Origin of the sequence: Ruegeria sp. HKCCD6119, assembly GCF_013110585.1 — a bacterium.
GTDB lineage: Bacteria > Pseudomonadota > Alphaproteobacteria > Rhodobacterales > Rhodobacteraceae > Ruegeria.
This window is the reverse complement of sequence record NZ_WVQV01000001.1, coordinates 640,541-655,714: the sequence shown is the minus strand read 5'-3', so window position 1 is coordinate 655,714 and position 15,174 is coordinate 640,541. Positions and strand designations below refer to the sequence as shown.

General features: G+C 59.6%; 14 protein-coding genes. 7 read left to right on the top strand and 7 right to left on the bottom strand.

What is annotated here, in order from left to right:
* Nucleotides 1-71 precede the first annotated feature (71 nt).
* Nucleotides 72-1,025, top strand: coding sequence for a radical SAM protein (locus GS611_RS03325; RefSeq protein WP_171632166.1), 954 nt, complete (start codon nt 72-74; stop codon nt 1,023-1,025).
* Here GS611_RS03325 and GS611_RS03320 read toward each other — a convergent pair whose 3' ends face one another.
* Both GS611_RS03320 and GS611_RS03315 read right to left on the bottom strand, forming a co-directional pair.
* Entirely contained in the window at nt 1,026-1,688 is a 663-nt protein-coding gene (locus GS611_RS03320) for a hypothetical protein (RefSeq protein ID WP_171632163.1), read from the bottom strand.
* A gap of 99 nt (nt 1,689-1,787) precedes the next feature.
* Nucleotides 1,788-2,057, bottom strand: coding sequence for an usg protein (locus GS611_RS03315; RefSeq protein WP_152458119.1), 270 nt, complete (start codon nt 2,055-2,057; stop codon nt 1,788-1,790).
* Between the two features lie 193 nt (nt 2,058-2,250).
* On the opposite strand from GS611_RS03315, the gene gyrA reads away from it, so the two are divergent.
* A complete protein-coding gene (gene gyrA / locus GS611_RS03310; RefSeq protein WP_171632161.1) occupies nt 2,251-4,977 on the top strand; it encodes a DNA gyrase subunit A in 2,727 nt (908 codons plus the stop codon).
* Nucleotides 4,978-5,108: 131 nt separating this feature from the next.
* Nucleotides 5,109-5,771, top strand: coding sequence for a hemolysin III family protein (locus GS611_RS03305; RefSeq protein WP_171632157.1), 663 nt, complete (start codon nt 5,109-5,111; stop codon nt 5,769-5,771).
* Nucleotides 5,772-6,092: 321 nt separating this feature from the next.
* Here the strand turns inward: GS611_RS03305 and GS611_RS03300 are convergent, their stop codons facing one another.
* From GS611_RS03300 to GS611_RS03290, 3 genes are read right to left on the bottom strand one after another with little or no spacing between them, the layout of a single operon-like run.
* Nucleotides 6,093-7,562, bottom strand: coding sequence for a carboxypeptidase M32 (locus GS611_RS03300; protein WP_171632154.1), 1,470 nt, complete (start codon nt 7,560-7,562; stop codon nt 6,093-6,095).
* A 1-nt stretch (nt 7,563) separates the two neighbouring features.
* A complete protein-coding gene (ctaA, locus tag GS611_RS03295; RefSeq protein WP_171632152.1) occupies nt 7,564-8,712 on the bottom strand; it encodes a heme A synthase in 1,149 nt (382 codons plus the stop codon).
* 59 nt (nt 8,713-8,771) lie between these two features.
* Nucleotides 8,772-9,515, bottom strand: a complete 744-nt coding sequence (locus tag GS611_RS03290; RefSeq protein WP_171632149.1) for an RNA methyltransferase — start codon at nt 9,513-9,515, stop codon at nt 8,772-8,774.
* A 155-nt stretch (nt 9,516-9,670) separates the two neighbouring features.
* Here GS611_RS03290 and GS611_RS03285 point away from each other — a divergent pair, with 155 nt between their 5' ends.
* Nucleotides 9,671-10,291, top strand: coding sequence for a thiamine phosphate synthase (locus GS611_RS03285; RefSeq protein ID WP_171632147.1), 621 nt, complete (start codon nt 9,671-9,673; stop codon nt 10,289-10,291).
* Here GS611_RS03285 and GS611_RS03280 read toward each other — a convergent pair.
* The gene (locus GS611_RS03280; protein ID WP_171632144.1) at nt 10,288-11,430 is read right to left on the bottom strand and encodes a HupE/UreJ family protein; all 1,143 of its coding nucleotides are present in this window, start codon (nt 11,428-11,430) and stop codon (nt 10,288-10,290) included. The two genes, GS611_RS03285 and GS611_RS03280, sit on opposite strands and share 4 nt — an antisense overlap.
* Before the next feature lie 171 nt (nt 11,431-11,601).
* Between GS611_RS03280 and GS611_RS03275 the strand changes: the two genes are divergently transcribed.
* The 3 genes from GS611_RS03275 (at nt 11,602) to GS611_RS03265 (ending at nt 14,145) form a co-directional block, all read left to right on the top strand.
* The gene (locus tag GS611_RS03275; RefSeq protein ID WP_171632142.1) at nt 11,602-12,495 is read left to right on the top strand and encodes a PfkB family carbohydrate kinase; all 894 of its coding nucleotides are present in this window, start codon (nt 11,602-11,604) and stop codon (nt 12,493-12,495) included.
* Entirely contained in the window at nt 12,492-13,403 is a 912-nt protein-coding gene (locus tag GS611_RS03270) for a pseudouridine-5'-phosphate glycosidase (RefSeq protein WP_171632139.1), read from the top strand. Before GS611_RS03275 ends, GS611_RS03270 begins: the two co-directional genes overlap by 4 nt.
* A gap of 64 nt (nt 13,404-13,467) precedes the next feature.
* Nucleotides 13,468-14,145, top strand: coding sequence for a DUF502 domain-containing protein (locus tag GS611_RS03265; protein ID WP_152458130.1), 678 nt, complete (start codon nt 13,468-13,470; stop codon nt 14,143-14,145).
* On the opposite strand, the gene GS611_RS03260 is transcribed toward GS611_RS03265, so the two are convergent.
* Entirely contained in the window at nt 14,146-15,171 is a 1,026-nt protein-coding gene (locus GS611_RS03260) for a patatin-like phospholipase family protein (protein ID WP_171632136.1), read from the bottom strand. It abuts the gene before it with no gap.
* Nucleotides 15,172-15,174 lie beyond the last annotated feature (3 nt).

The window sequence follows — 15,174 nt, the reverse complement described above, 5'->3', positions numbered from 1 at the left end:
TGCGTCACCCTTACCAAATCCGCGACAAAGGGCTAGATCGGATTGATGACCTTTAAGAACCGGATGCGGGAATGAAAGACAACGCCCCACAGCTCGCCAATATTGGCAAGTTTCAAAACAAATCGGTGACAGCTGACGGCCAGACCCGCGCAAAGGTTTCCCTGACACGGCCCGAGACCCTTTGGTTCAATACGGGCACTTTGTGCAATATCGAATGCGTGAATTGCTATATCGCCAGCAGCCCGACCAATGACGCTTTGGTTTACATCACCGCTGACGAGGTCCGGAACTACTTTGATCAGATCGAAGCTCGCAACTGGCCCGTGCACGAGATCGGGTTCACGGGCGGTGAGCCGTTCATGAACCCGGACATGATCGACATGACACGCGCCGCGCTGGAACGAGGGTACAAGGTTCTGATTCTGACCAACGCAATGGCGCCGATGATGCGCCGCAAAGTGCGCGACGGGTTGCTGGGATTGCAAAAGGAATTCAACCACATGTTGACTCTGCGCGTTTCGGTCGATCACTTCCGCCCGGCCCTGCATGACGAAGAACGCGGTGACGGCAGTTTCGACAAAACCCTGGCCGGTATGGAATGGTTGCGCGACCACGGTTTCAACATGGCCATCGCCGGGCGTACGGTCTGGGGGGAGTCAGACGCGGAAAGCCGTGCGGGCTATGCCAGGTTCTTTGCCAGGCACAGATTTGACATTGACCCGCAGAACCCGGCTCAGACCGTTCTGTTTCCCGAAATGGACGAAACTGTCGAGGTTCCAGAAATCACCACCGCGTGCTGGGGAATTCTTGACAAATCCCCCAACGACGTCATGTGCGCCAGCGCCCGTATGGTGGTCAAACGCAAGGGGGCCGAAAAACCTGCTGTCCTGGCCTGTACCCTGCTGCCCTATGAACCCGAGTTCGAGATGGGTCATACCCTGGCCCAGGCCGAGGCGGACGTGCATCTGAACCACCCTCATTGCGCCAAATTCTGCGTTTTGGGCGGGGCCAGCTGTTCTGGCTGATCAGTTCAGCTCGGGCGATTTCCAGAACTTGGTGCCGGACGCGCCGGCCGATACGCGCCAGCCCTTTTTGTTGAGAACAAAGAACGAGCGTCCATCAGTGAAACGCAGGGTTTCGCCCGTTTTATCCTCGCCATACATGGCCCCCGTTTCTGCGGTCGCGTCATAGCCCTGGTTTATGAACTTATCCAGATCAGCGGGGGTTTCGAACAGGATTACGAATTTGGTCTCGAAACCACCGATGCCGATGGCGCCGCCAACGCCGCCCGTTCCCATGTTCATATATGTGTGTTGCCCGGTGTCTTTCGACACCGCCACGCCCCGGCCATAGCCCGCCGACACAGGGGATACCGTAACCTTACGGGAGTCGAACACCGCATACCCGGCACTGACGTCATAAAGTGGCCGCGCATCGGGGTTTTCCGCCAGAAGCTGATCCAAAATCTCGCCTGCCATCGCGTCAAGCTTTGCGCGCGTTTCTTCAGGTGTTGCCTCGTTGGACAGCAGCTCCGAAGTGGACGTGATCGTATCGTCAACCGCTTCGGCACCTTTGTCGATCGTCTTCCCGACGCTCTCGGCACCTTTCTTGATCTTGTCCAGAACACCCTCGGCAAAAACGGGGCTGCTCATGCAAAGCGCTGCAACAAAGAGAACGGCTCTGATCATTGTTTTTTCCTGTGACGCCATTAGATTGGCAGTCACCATACGCGACTTGCCTCAAATGAGAACAGGAATTCCGACGCACAGGCGGACCTGGCCAATCACTCAGTTCACGCGAAACTCACCAACCATGTTGCGCCACTCGCCCGGTGCGATCATCTTGCGGTGCGTGAATTTCACGGAATGCAGCGGCCCTTCTATTTCTCGTTGCCAAAACTCGATGAATTCGAAGAGTTTCGGATGATCCGGCGCAAGGTCATATTCCTGCCAGATGAAGGTATTCAGGACGTGGACGTAATCGGGCATGTGATAGAAAAATTCGGCCGTTGTCAGGCCATAGCCCTTGAGCATCAATTCGGTTTCACTTGTCTTCATGCAGACCTCCGGTTTGTTGCACGGTATTCTCAGGCTAGCACGAAAACCCCCTAATACTTAGATAACAATATGTTACTTGGGTGTTACCGAGGATTCGAACCTTGGGGAGCGCTGCTTGCTTGCACCTTATGTGCCGGGTCTGATAAGGTGCATCCACAAGATATAGACCCAGCACAAAATACGGGCAGTTTACGTGAGCGATACGCCAGAAATCCCCGAAAACATGGATGAAACCCCGCCCGAGCGCCCTGTCTATGACGGCCCGACGGTCTCGATCGAATCCGAGATGCGCACGTCCTATCTGGACTATGCGATGTCGGTCATCGTCAGCCGCGCGATCCCCGATCTGCGCGACGGTTTGAAACCGGTGCATCGGCGCATCCTCTATGCGATGCACGAGACCGGAAATACCCATGACAAGGCCTATCGCAAATCGGCCCGTCCGGTGGGTGACGTGATGGGTAAGTATCACCCCCACGGCGACAGCGCGATCTATGATGCGCTGGTGCGGATGGCGCAGGATTTCTCGATGTCGCTGCCGCTGCTGGATGGTCAAGGCAACTTCGGCTCGATGGACGGCGACAATCCGGCGGCCATGCGTTACACCGAAGTGCGGATGGACAAGCCCGCCGCAGCCCTGCTGGCGGATATCGAGAAAGAGACGGTCGATTTCCAGGACAACTACGACGGCAAGGACAAGGAACCGACTGTCCTTCCCGCCCGTTTCCCCAACATGCTGGTCAACGGCGCCGGCGGTATCGCCGTGGGCATGGCCACCAACATCCCGCCGCACAACCTGGGCGAAGTGGTTAACGCGACGCTGGCCCTGATCGACGACCCGGACCTGACGTCCGAGCAACTGATCGAATACGTTCCCGGCCCCGATTTCCCGACCGGCGGCGTGATGCTGGGCCGATCCGGCGCGCGCAAGGCCTATCTGGAAGGCCGCGGCAGCGTAATCATCCGCGCCAAGACCCGCGTTGAAGAGCTGCGCAAGGATCGCTATGCCATCATCGTGGATGAGATCCCCTATCAGGTGAACAAGGCTTCGATGATCGAGAAGATCGCCGAAGCCGTGCGCGAAAAGCGCATCGAAGGCGTCAGCCATGTTCAGGACGAATCCGACCGCAACGGCGTACGGGTGGTGGTCGAGCTGAAACGCGACGCAACGCCCGAGGTGGTGCTGAACCAGCTGTACCGGTTCACGCCTATGCAAACCTCGTTCGGCTGCAACATGCTGGCGCTGAACGGCGGCCGCCCCGAGCAGCTGACCCTGCGCCGTTTCCTGACCAGCTTCATCGATTTCCGCGAAGATGTCGTTGCCCGCCGCACCGCCTTTGACCTGCGCAAGGCGCGGGAACGCAGCCATATCCTGTGCGGTCTGGCCGTGGCGGTATCGAACGTTGACGAGGTCGTGGCCACGATCCGGTCTTCGGCCGACGCGGCCGAGGCACGCGAAAAGCTGATGACCCGGCGCTGGCCGGCCGCCGACATCGCGGACTATCTGCGCCTGATCGACGATCCGCTGTCCAAGATGAACGACGACGGGACCTATAACCTGACCGAGGTTCAGGCCCGCGCCATCCTTGACCTGCGCCTGCAACGCCTGACGCAACTGGGCGTCAAAGAGGTCACGGACGAGCTGGAAGACCTGGCCGCAAAGATCAAGGAATACCTGGATATCCTGTCCTCGCGCGAACGCATAATGGGCATCATCGCTGATGAACTGCGCAGCGTCCGCGAACAATTCGCGGTACCGCGCCGCACCGAGATCGTCGACTGGTCGGGCGACATGGAAGACGAGGACCTGATCGAGCGCGAAGACATGGTCGTGACCGTGACTTCGGGCGGCTATATCAAGCGCACGCCGCTTGCCGATTTCCGCGCGCAAAAGCGGGGTGGCAAGGGGCTGTCGGGCATGCAGACCAAGGAAGAGGACGTGGTCACCACCCTCTTCGTGGCCAATACGCACACCCAGCTTCTGTTCTTCACCACCGACGGGATGGTCTACAAGCTCAAGACCTGGCGCCTGCCCCAGTCGGGGCGCACCGGCAAGGGTAAGGCAATCGTCAACATCCTGCCGATTCCCACCGGCGTTTCCATTGCGGCGATCATGCCGGTCGATGTGCCGGATGAAGAATGGGAAAACCTTCAGATCGTCTTCGCCACCAGCGCCGGAGACGTGCGTCGCAACGCGCTGAGCGACTTCACTAACGTCAAGCGCAACGGCAAGATCGCGATGGACCTGCCCGAGGGCGTGGAACTGGTCAACGCGCGCATCTGCTCGGACGATGACGATGTGATGCTGGTCACCAATTCCGGCCGGGCGATCCGTTTCTCCACAACAGACGTGCGGGTGTTCAAGGGGCGCAAATCGACCGGCGTGCGGGGCATCCGACTGAACGCGGGCGACCGCGTGGTCTCGATGTCGGTGATCCGTCATTTCGAGGCCACCCCGGACGAGCGCGCCGCCTATCTGAAAATGCGCCGCCTGATGGCCGGCGTGACCGACGACACCGACGCCGACGAGGATGGCGGCAATGCCGACAGCATCCTGCCGCAGGAACGCTATGCCGAGATGTCGGCGGCCGAGAACCTGATCCTGACCATCACGGCCAAGGGGTCCGGCAAGCTCAGCTCGTCGCATGACTATCCGGTTCGCGGCCGTGGTGGCATGGGCGTGATGGCGATGGACAAGGCGATGCGGGGAGGCCCGCTGGTGGCCTCGTTCCCGGTCGAAATCGACGATCAGATCATGCTGGCCACCTCCAAGGGACAGTCGATCCGGGTTCCGGTCGACGGCATCTCTTTCCGCTCGCGCAGCGCCGGCGGGGTCAAAGTGTTCAACACCGGCAAGGGCGAAGAGGTCGTCAGCGTCGCCCGGATCGCCGATCAGGGTGATGAGGAAACCGAAGAATAATCCTCACGCTTAATTACGGATATGAAACAAAACGCTCGCTCTGCGGGCGTTTTGTCATTCTGGATCACGATATCGATAGCTCTCGGGATGATCCGCTTGCCCGAAGCCATTCTGACGCCTAGCTTTTTCATATGTGGTCATTTGCACATATCCGACCAGCTTACAGCCGCACAGAACGTATCAGCGACGGGGTGGTCCATGTGCTCGGTGTCTCGAGTGCGTTGATTGCGGTTCCCCTGCTGATCACGATGACCATCAATTACCGGTATGATCAATCTGCGGTACTGGGTGCCTCGATTTACGGGGTGACGTTGATACTCATGCTGACGTTTTCTGCGTTGTACAACATGATCGAAAGCAAGGAATGGCGCGGGTTTCTGCAACGGCTCGATCATTCCGGCATCTACGTCAAGATCGCAGGGACCTATACGCCGTTTTTACTGTTGTCCGGTGCTCAGTCCCCCGGGCTGTTGCTCGGGTTGTGGTCCTCGGCAACGCTTGGGTCAGTTCTCAAGATGTTAGACCCAAACCGGTTCCGCTGGTTCGGGCTTGCGTTATACCTATTGATGGGTTGGGCGGTGGTCTGGGCCGGACAATCCATGTTGGCAGACCTGTCCCCCACAATCGTCACGCTGATGATTGCCGGAGGGCTCGTGTACACGGCCGGGGTCGCCTTCTACCTGCTGGACTGGCTGCCGTTCCACAATACGATCTGGCACGTATTTGTGTTGGTCGGCAGCGTTTTGTTCTTTGCAGCCGTCGCGGCCCGAATCGAACTGGTTCAGGTCGTTTAGGATAACCTGTTCGTGTTTGTCAGGGAAAAAGTTTGCGCAAAACGAGAGTTGGCGTCGCCCAATAAAGGGTTCCGCGTGAAGCCGAAGACAAATTGCGCGGCATGTCCCGCGACCATCTCTCCGTCTTCACCAGTCCAGTTTTGTGTTGGAAGCCCCTATTCCAAGGCATTCACCGTCTCAAACCAGTCAAGCATCAGATCGCTCCAGCCACTTGGAACGCCATGCCCGGCCTCATAACCGATCACCGAAATGGTCAAGCCAAAGCCAATGTTGCAACGCAAATGGCGAGAAACCTTACCAATCGGCTACCGTTTCATACTGTCACAGCCCGTACAATCCGCTGAACTTCTGTTCCAGATAGTCCAGCAAAGGTTCGGGTCCCGGCTCTACTCCACTCGCCCGTCGGATAATCTCGCGCGGGGCATAAAGCCCGCCGTGCTGCTGGACGTGTTCGCGCAGCCAAGCGGTTGCGCCTGATGTGTCACCTTCTGCCAGTTGGGCATCCAGCCCCGGCGCCGCTGCTCGCAGGGCCTGATACAGACATCCTGCATAGACATTGCCCAGCGAATAGGTCGGGAAGTACCCGAACAGTCCAACCGACCAATGCACATCCTGCAAACAGCCGTTCGACGGTTTGTCGACCGCATAACCGAAGTCGGCCTTGAACCGATCATTCCAGGCCGCCTCAAGTTCGTTGACCTGTAAGTCCCCGGCCATCAAAGCGCGCTCAAGATCGAACCGAAGCATGATGTGCAGATTGTATTGCACTTCATCGGCTTCGGTCCGGATATAACCGTTATGAACCCGGTTGACGGTAGCGTAGAAAGCATCTGCATCGGCAATTCCGAAATCGCCGAATGCGTCTTTCATCTGATCGAACAACCATCCCGTAAACGCACGCGAACGGCCAAGCTGGTTTTCATAGATTCGGCTTTGGCTTTCATGCACACCCATGGACACGCCGCGCCCCAGCGGCGTCAGCAGGTAGTCGCGGTCGATCCCCTGTTCGTAAGCCGCGTGGCCGACCTCGTGAATGGTGGAAAAAAAGCAGTTGAACGGGTCCGTTTCGCTGGTTCGCGTGGTGATGCGCACATCCAGGCCCGAACCCGAGCTGAACGGGTGAACCGCCTTGTCGACACGGCCGTTGTTGAGGTCATAGCCGAAGGCGACCGCCAGTTTTTGCGTAAGCCGCATTTGGGTCAGCTCGTCAAAGCTTCCGGTCAGCGCAGCAGGTTCCGGGCGTTCCAGAACGGCCGCACGCAAGGCCACAAGACGTGGGCGCATTTCATCAAAAATGGCCGCGATCTGAGCGCCGGTCGTATAGGGTTCATAATCCTCGACCATGGCATCATAGACGTCTCCGCCCTGTGCCAGCGCCTCGCCTTCCTGACGCTTCAGCGATACGACCTCTTCCAGCACGGGAACGAAGGCCGAGACATCTTCATCCGCGCGCGCCTGTGCCCATGTTCCCTGTGCGGCGGACGTGGTCCGGGCAATCGCCGTGGCCAGATCAGCGGGCACCTTGACCGCCCGATCATAGGCGCGCCGGATTTCCCGAAGCTGCGCCTTTCCGACTTCATCCTGTGGCGCGGCCTGATCCAGCCACTCTGCCACGCGCGGATCCGATCGGCGCGCGTGCAGGACGGCCTCGATCGCTGCCATTTCCTCGGCGCGTTGAGGCGCGGCCCCACGCGGCATGACGGTTTCCTGATCCCAACCCAATCGTCCGGCAATCTGGCCCAATGCCGAGGTTTCACGCTGAAAAGCCATCAGTTCGTCGAAAGCGGTCATGTCAATTTACTCCGCGCACAGATGTTGCGATTGGATATGCAGTCAGGAACCGCGCGCGCAGGATCAGGGTCCAGACGACAACAGCCATGAACTGGTGGAAGATGGCGATCTGCCACGGCGCTCCGTAGACGACGGTCACGATACCGACGACAACTTGCACCGACAGGGCCGCGAAAGCCGCGTTGAAGGCGAAGCGCGTCTGAGGATGCGCGCTGGCGCTGCCGCGGCGCCAGACGACAATCGCAAAGATGAACAACAGGTAGCCTGCGCAGCGGTGGATGAACTGCACAAGCCCCGGGCTTTCGAAGAAATTGCGCCACATCGGCTCCAACGCGGTGGCATCCGGCGGCAACAGCTGCCCGCCGATCAGCGGCCAGTCGGTATAAGACCGACCAGCGTCGATCCCGGCGACAAGCGCGCCAATAAGTATTTGCAAAAAGGCGAAATGCATCAGGCCGGTGGACAACGAGAACAGTTTCGCTTCCTTCATGCGACGCGCCTGCATCAGGTCACGTTCTTCCCTGCCAAGCTCGAATATATACCAAGCGAGGAACCCGAGAATGACGAATGCCAGTCCCAGATGGGTGGCCAGGCGATAGCTGGCGACGGCGGTCATCCCCTCGCCCTGCGTCACACCCGAGGCGACCATCCACCAGCCGACAGCACCCTGCACACCGCCCAGAAGGCCGGGGATCAGCAGCTTGCCGGTCCAACCCGTGGGTATCTTGCGGGCCACGAGGAAGCTCAGGAAACCGATGGCCCAGACCAGCCCGATCACGCGGCCCAGTTGGCGATGCCCCCATTCCCACCAATAGATGGTTTTGAAGTCGCTCAGCTGCATCCACTGGTTCTGAATGCGCCACTGGTCAATCTGCTTGTACTTGTTGAACTCGGCCTGCCAGTCGGCCTCGGACATCGGCGGGATCGCCCCTGTAATCGGACGCCATTCAGTGATCGACAGCCCGCTGTCAGTCAGCCGCGTCAGACCGCCGACAGCGATCATCACCACGACCAAAGCGAACAGGATCATCAGCCAGGCACGGATTGCCTTACGCGCACCGCCACGCCCTCGGTCGATCATACCGGGTTGAACGGCCTGTTGTTTTTCGGTGTCCGAGACCTCTTCGAAGATGCTGCGCTTACCGCTCATGCTGTCCTCATGTCCTGATTTCGTCGCAAGCTAGGGCTTGATGGAAGATAGGTCCAGCCTCAGCCTTTGTCTTTCCAGCGGACCATCTGCCGCATGATCCCATGCAGCATCTGCACGTCGGCCCGCGTCATCCGCATCCGCGACCACAGGTTGCGCAGGTTGGTTTTCATGCCCTCGGCCTTTTCAGGGGGATAGAAGAACCCGGCCTCTTCCAGCCGGTCCTCGTAGTGTTCCACCAGTTTCTCAACTTCAATCCCCGTGGCCCAGTCCCCCTTGCCCAAATCGGTGGATTCATGCACCACGTCGCCGGTCTGGCGCATCCACTCATAAGCGGTCAGCAAGACGCATTGGCCCAGGTTCAGCGACGCGTATTCCGGGTTCACGGGCACCGAGATGATTGCATTTGCCTTGGCGATGTCTTCGTTCTCCAACCCCGCGCGTTCGGGGCCGAACAGAACCGCAACCTTTTCGCCCGCCGCGACCTTTTCAGCGGCGATCTGCATGGCGCGCTCGGGGCTGTAGACGGGTTTTGTCAGCCCGCGTTGCCGTGCAGTGGTGGCGAAGACAAAAGTGCTGTCGGCCAGCGATCCGGCCAGATCGTCAAACAGCTGCGCTTCGTCCAGCAACCGGCCGGCACCGCTGGACATGGCCACCGCCTTGGGGTTTGGCCAGCCGTCGCGGGGCGCCACGATGCGCATCCGGTCCAGTCCAAAGTTCCACATCGCCCGGGCCGCGGCACCGATATTCTCACCCATCTGCGGGCGAACAAGCACGAAGGAAGGCTGGGATTTGTCGCTGGGCATGGTTCACCTTGTAAAAACTTGGCCTGCTGTAATCGGCAGGCTCTTGCAGGGCAAGGCGCTGGGGCTGGAATTTGCGTGGTCTCGGCCATAAAAGTTTGCTTCCCCGCCGCAATCCGCTAAACCGCGCCAAAGACCAAAAGCCGAAGGACGCGCCCATGGACACCCCCGAGCAGCCGCAGATTTACCTGATAACGCCTCCGACCATCGAGCTGAGCACGTTTCCGGCCAAACTGGCATCGGTTCTGGACGGGGCCGAGATCGCCTGCATCCGCCTGGCGCTGGCTGGCAACGACGAAGACACCATCGCCCGTGCCGCTGATGCCTGCCGCGAAGTGGCCCACGCCCGCGACGTGGCCATCGTAATTTCAAACCACGTGCTGCTGGCGCAACGTCTGGGGCTGGACGGGGTGCACATGGATGACGGCGCACGTTCGGTCCGTGCCGCGCGCAAGGAGCTGGGTCCGGATGCGATCGTCGGAAGCTTCTGCGGCGCGTCCAGCCATGACGGCATGACGGCAGGCGAACACGGCGCAGATTATGTGGCCTTCGGCCCCGTTGGCACCGCCACGTTGGGCGACGGAACCCGCGCCGAAAAAGATCTGTTCCAATGGTGGTCCGAGATGATCGAAGTCCCGGTCGTGGCCGAAGGCGGCCTGACGCCCGAATTGATCGGCGATCTGGCCCCCTGCACCGATTTCTTCGGCATCGGGGACGAGATCTGGGGCGATGACGACCCGCTGGGTGCGCTGAACAAGCTGCTGGCGGCAATATCTTAAGCCAGCAACCAGGGTTCAGCCATCCAATACACGCCGATCCCGGCGATCAGCATCGAGGTCAGAACCGAAATCCGGCCTCGTTTTCTGTGTGACCCGCCTGCAAGCAAAAGCGCGCAGGCAAAGGCCAGAACAGCCACAAAGACGACAGGAACTAGATTCCCGACACCAAACCCCAAAACAGCCGGGGCCAGATGATCGGGCGGCACCCCGATCTTTGTCAAATCCGAAGCCAGTGCCAATCCGTAAACACAGCCTGCGGCAAGCACGGCCAACAGGCGCCAGACCTGCAAGTGCCGGGCCACCAGGTTCCATAGCGCCAGAATGATGATCGCAGCCACCAAGGCCTGATCCTGCATGTTTTCTGGTACGTCCAGCACGCCGTACATGCCCAACCCGAGCCCGACAAAAACCCCTGCTGCCAAAAACGCCACCTGAGACATCACAGGCCGCAGGCTCAGCGTCAGCATCACGAGTGTCAGAACAAGGATGGATGGCTTGAGGGGGCTTTGAACAAATCGGCTGATCCCCTTGGCGAAATACGTCTGCAGTGTCTGCTCGGTCGTCAGCGATGCCCCGCCCTGCAACGGGATCAGTGGGCTGATTTCTCCGGCCGCCAGAAAGCCTGTATACGGGGCCACAACCTTTTGCTGGCGAAGCACGACTGACCCGCTGTGCAGCGGCCAGGTCAGGCGAAGGTTAGATGCCTGATCCGACAAAGGAGCGGTCAACAACAATCTGGAAACACGCACTTTTTCCACATCCCCCACAACGGGAATGCGCACACCTTCATAAGACAGGTCTAGGCGTTCAGGCGCTTCGACCACGAGGTTCTGCTTCCAGACCTGAACGAAATTTCTGATCTGCGGTTCCAGTTCCGACGACACCATGCGCCGCAGAGATCGGTACTGTGAGTTGCCGGAATAAGCGTCGGGTTGTGTCGGATCGGCACCGACCAGCATGGCCTCGGCGTTCAGTTTCACCTCGAGAAACAGAGTGTCATCCTTGACCCAGAAATCAATGACCGTCGGCGGGGCAGTTTGCGCCTTTGCGGATCCGGGATGCAAGGTCAGAAGAACGATAAAACTCAGGGCGCAGATATTGAGGGCTCGGAGGATGGCACGGAAGACAGGGCCATTCATACGAAACGCTCCAACAGGAAAATATAATCACCAATCATTGCTATTGATTGTTCCCGCGAAGGCCACGGATCGCAAGCCCAAAGGCCATATCGGCCCGGGCGGGTCGGGAATCTCTTGTTGCGATGACGTTCCGGCTTGCACGGGCAACACCGCTGCGGCATGACGTCCCCTATGACTCAGAACTCCAATATCCTGTGCATCGGCTCGGTCCTGTGGGACGTGATCGGCCGATCGGCCAGCGCCATGCGACAGGGCTCGGACGTGCCGGGCCGGATCACCCGCCTGCCCGGCGGCGTTGCGATGAACATTGCCATGACACTGGTTCGGTTCGGCATGACACCCACCCTGCTGACCGCCATTGGCCGCGATCCCGAAGGCGACGAGCTTGTCCATGCCTGTTCGCGCCTCGGCATGGTGACGGATCACATCTATCGGTCGCAGGATTTGCCGACAGACCGCTATATGGCCGTCGAAGGTGCGAACGGGTTGATCGCGGCGATTGCCGACGCGCATTCGCTGGAGGCCGCAGGCGCTAAAATACTGCATCCCTTGATGCACGGGCCTCTGGGCTATGAGAATGCACCATTTGAGGGCCCGATCGCACTGGATGGCAATCTGACACTGGACCTGCTGGAAGAAATTGCCCAAAGCCCTGCTTTTGCGCGTGCGGATCTGCGCGTGGCACCGGCATCGCCGGGCAAGGCCGAACGACTGCTGCCGTTCCTGAAACACGCCCGCGCCACACTGTACGTGAACCTCGAAGAGGCCGGTATCCTGTGTCAGCGCGAGTTCACCGATTCCGAATCCGCGGCCAAAGGCCTTCTGGATCGCGGCGCGCTGCGTGTGCTGGTCACCGACGGCGGCAATTCGGCAACCATCGGCAGCTCGACAGAAATCCTGACGCAAACACCCCCTGCCGTCCTGGTCACCCGCGTGACCGGTGCCGGGGATACCTTCATGGCGGCCCATATCGCCTCAGAATCCGGCGGTGCATCCAGTGACGAGGCTCTGACCCGCGCTCTGCACGCCGCTGCAACCTACGTTTCCGGAGAAACCCCACTGTGATCGACATCAAATACTCTGCCGAGGTTCGCGCCGCCAAGGACGCGGGCCTGCCCATCGTTGCGCTGGAAAGCACCATCATCACCCATGGGATGCCCTATCCGCAGAACATCGAAGTCGCGGCTCAGGTCGAACAGGACATCCGCGATGCGGGTGCGGTTCCTGCAACCATGGCCGTGATCGAAGGCAAATTGCATGTCGGGCTGGAGCAGGATCAGCTGCAATGGCTGGGTCAGGCCCAAGGCGTTGCCAAGATTTCGCGCGCGGACATGGCGGCATGCATCTCGACCGGTGGCACCGGGGCCACCACCGTTGCCGCCACGATGATCGCCGCGCACTATGCCGGGATCGAGGTTTTTGCCACCGGCGGTATCGGCGGCGTGCATCAGGGGGCCGAGACCACCTTCGACATCTCTGCCGATCTGCACGAGCTTGGCCATACGCCCGTGACCGTCGTCGCAGCCGGGGCGAAAGCCATCCTGGACCTCGCCAAAACGCTTGAGGTTCTGGAAACGCTGGGCGTGCCTGTGATCTCACATGGCCAGGACGAGTTTCCTGCGTTCTGGTCGGCAAAGTCGCCCTTTAACGCGCCCCTGCGCATGGACAGTGCCGATGCCATCGCCAAAGCCCACACGACCCGCCGCGCGCTGGGTCTGCCCGGCGGGCAGTTGGTGGCGAACCCGATTCCAGCCGCCGATCAAATCCCGGCCGAGGAATTGGCCCCCATCATCGCCGAAGCCCAGTCAGATGCAGATGCCCATCGCATCACCGGCAAAGCCGTGACCCCCTATCTGCTGCAACGTATCTTTGAAAAGACCGAAGGCCGGTCATTGGTCGCCAACATCGCCCTTGTTCGAAACAATGCGCGTTTGGCGGCCAAGATCGCGCAAGCGCTCGTCAAACAGAGGTGACGTTAACCTATTGTACCAAGGCCGTGGATTGACTACCTAAATCCGGAAACCATTCGGAACCGCAATGAATACACCCTTCGACGAAGAGCCTCACCGCCGCCCGGGCATGCTTTCACGGCTGCGCGCGTCCTTTCTGACGGGCATCGTGGTCATTGCGCCTGTCTGGTTGACGGTCTGGCTGATCTGGTCCGTGGTCGGCTGGATAGACAGTGCGGTTCTGCCGCTGGTGCCCCAACAGTTCCAGCCCGAACAATACGTGGGCATCAACCTGCGCGGCGTGGGCGTGGTGATCTTCCTGATCTTCACCGTTCTGGTCGGCTGGATCGCCAAGGGCATTCTGGGCCGTTCCCTGATCCACTTCGCCGAAAGCGTTGTTGACCGGATGCCCGTCGTGCGCTCGGTCTATTCCGGGATCAAGCAAATTTCGGAAACGGTGTTTGCCCAGACCGAGCGTTCTTTCGAAAAAGCCTGCCTGATCCAGTACCCGCGTCGCGGGATCTGGGCCATCGGCTTTGTCTCGACCAGCGCCAAGGGTGAGGTCAGCCAACGCGCCGAAACCGGTGGCGAACTGCTGAGCGTATTCGTACCCACGACACCCAACCCGACATCGGGGTTTCTGTTGTTCTTCCCCGCAGAAGACGTGATCCTGCTGGACATGAGCATCGAAGACGCCGCCAAACTGGTGATTTCGGCAGGGCTTGTCTATCCGAATGGAAAAGATCCGACACAGCCGCCCGAGTGATCAGCTGAACATCGCAGGCAGATCAATTGTGCTGGTCTGGCCCAAATCCTTCTTGTGGTTGGCAAGAAAACCGTCTGCGGCGTTCCGTCCGGCCTGTTTCAGCTTGTGCAGAATGACCGGATTGGGCACGGTTTTGGTGGCAACAGACAGGCTGTTCATCAAGTCGTTATCTGCAATCATGTGAACCAGAACGCGGCTCATCTCTCCGGCTGTCAGCTTGCCTTCTTTCAACAACCGTTGGACAAAGCTGATCGCCCGCAACTCGCGAAACAGGGATGAGTTGAAGCTGATCTCGTTGATCCGGTTCTGGATTTGCTGCGGCGTGATCGGAACTTCGTCACGCTCCAGCGGATTGATGTTCACGATCACCACGTCATCCGGCAAATCATCGTTGAACAGCGGATAGAGCGCCGGATTGCCGGTATACCCTCCGTCCCAATAGGCTTCGGTCCGGTTTGTCTTCGGGTCAAAAATCTCAACCGCCTTGAACAGGGTCGGCAAACAGGCCGAGGCCAGGATGGCGTCGGTGCTGATTTCGTCGCCGGTAAAGACGCGGATCTTGCCGCTGCGTACGCAGGTGGCACACACAAACAGTCGCGGGCCTTCATCTGCGCACACCTCGTCAAAATTGAACCTGTCCACCACCGGCTTCAAAGGGTTGCTGTAAAACGGCCCGTACGCATAGGGCGACACCATCCGCGACCAGGCATCCCCAATCGAAAACGGCACCGAATATTCCATCGCCTGCGCAATGGCCGCCGGTTCAAGGCCGCGAAACCAGTTGGCAAAGCGCATGTCGCCAATAGCGCCCATGCGCTTCCACAACCCGTCCAGGCGTGCCCGCGCGCCTTCGCGCCCGGAATGAACCATACCAGATTTGTAGGCCGCACCGTTCAGCGCACCTGCGGAAGTTCCGGTAATGGCAGCGACCTCGATGTCGTCCTCGTCCAGCAGCCGGTCGAGCACACCCCAGGTGAACGCCCCATGCGCCCCACCCCCCTGCAAAGCCAGATTGATCCGCTTCATGCC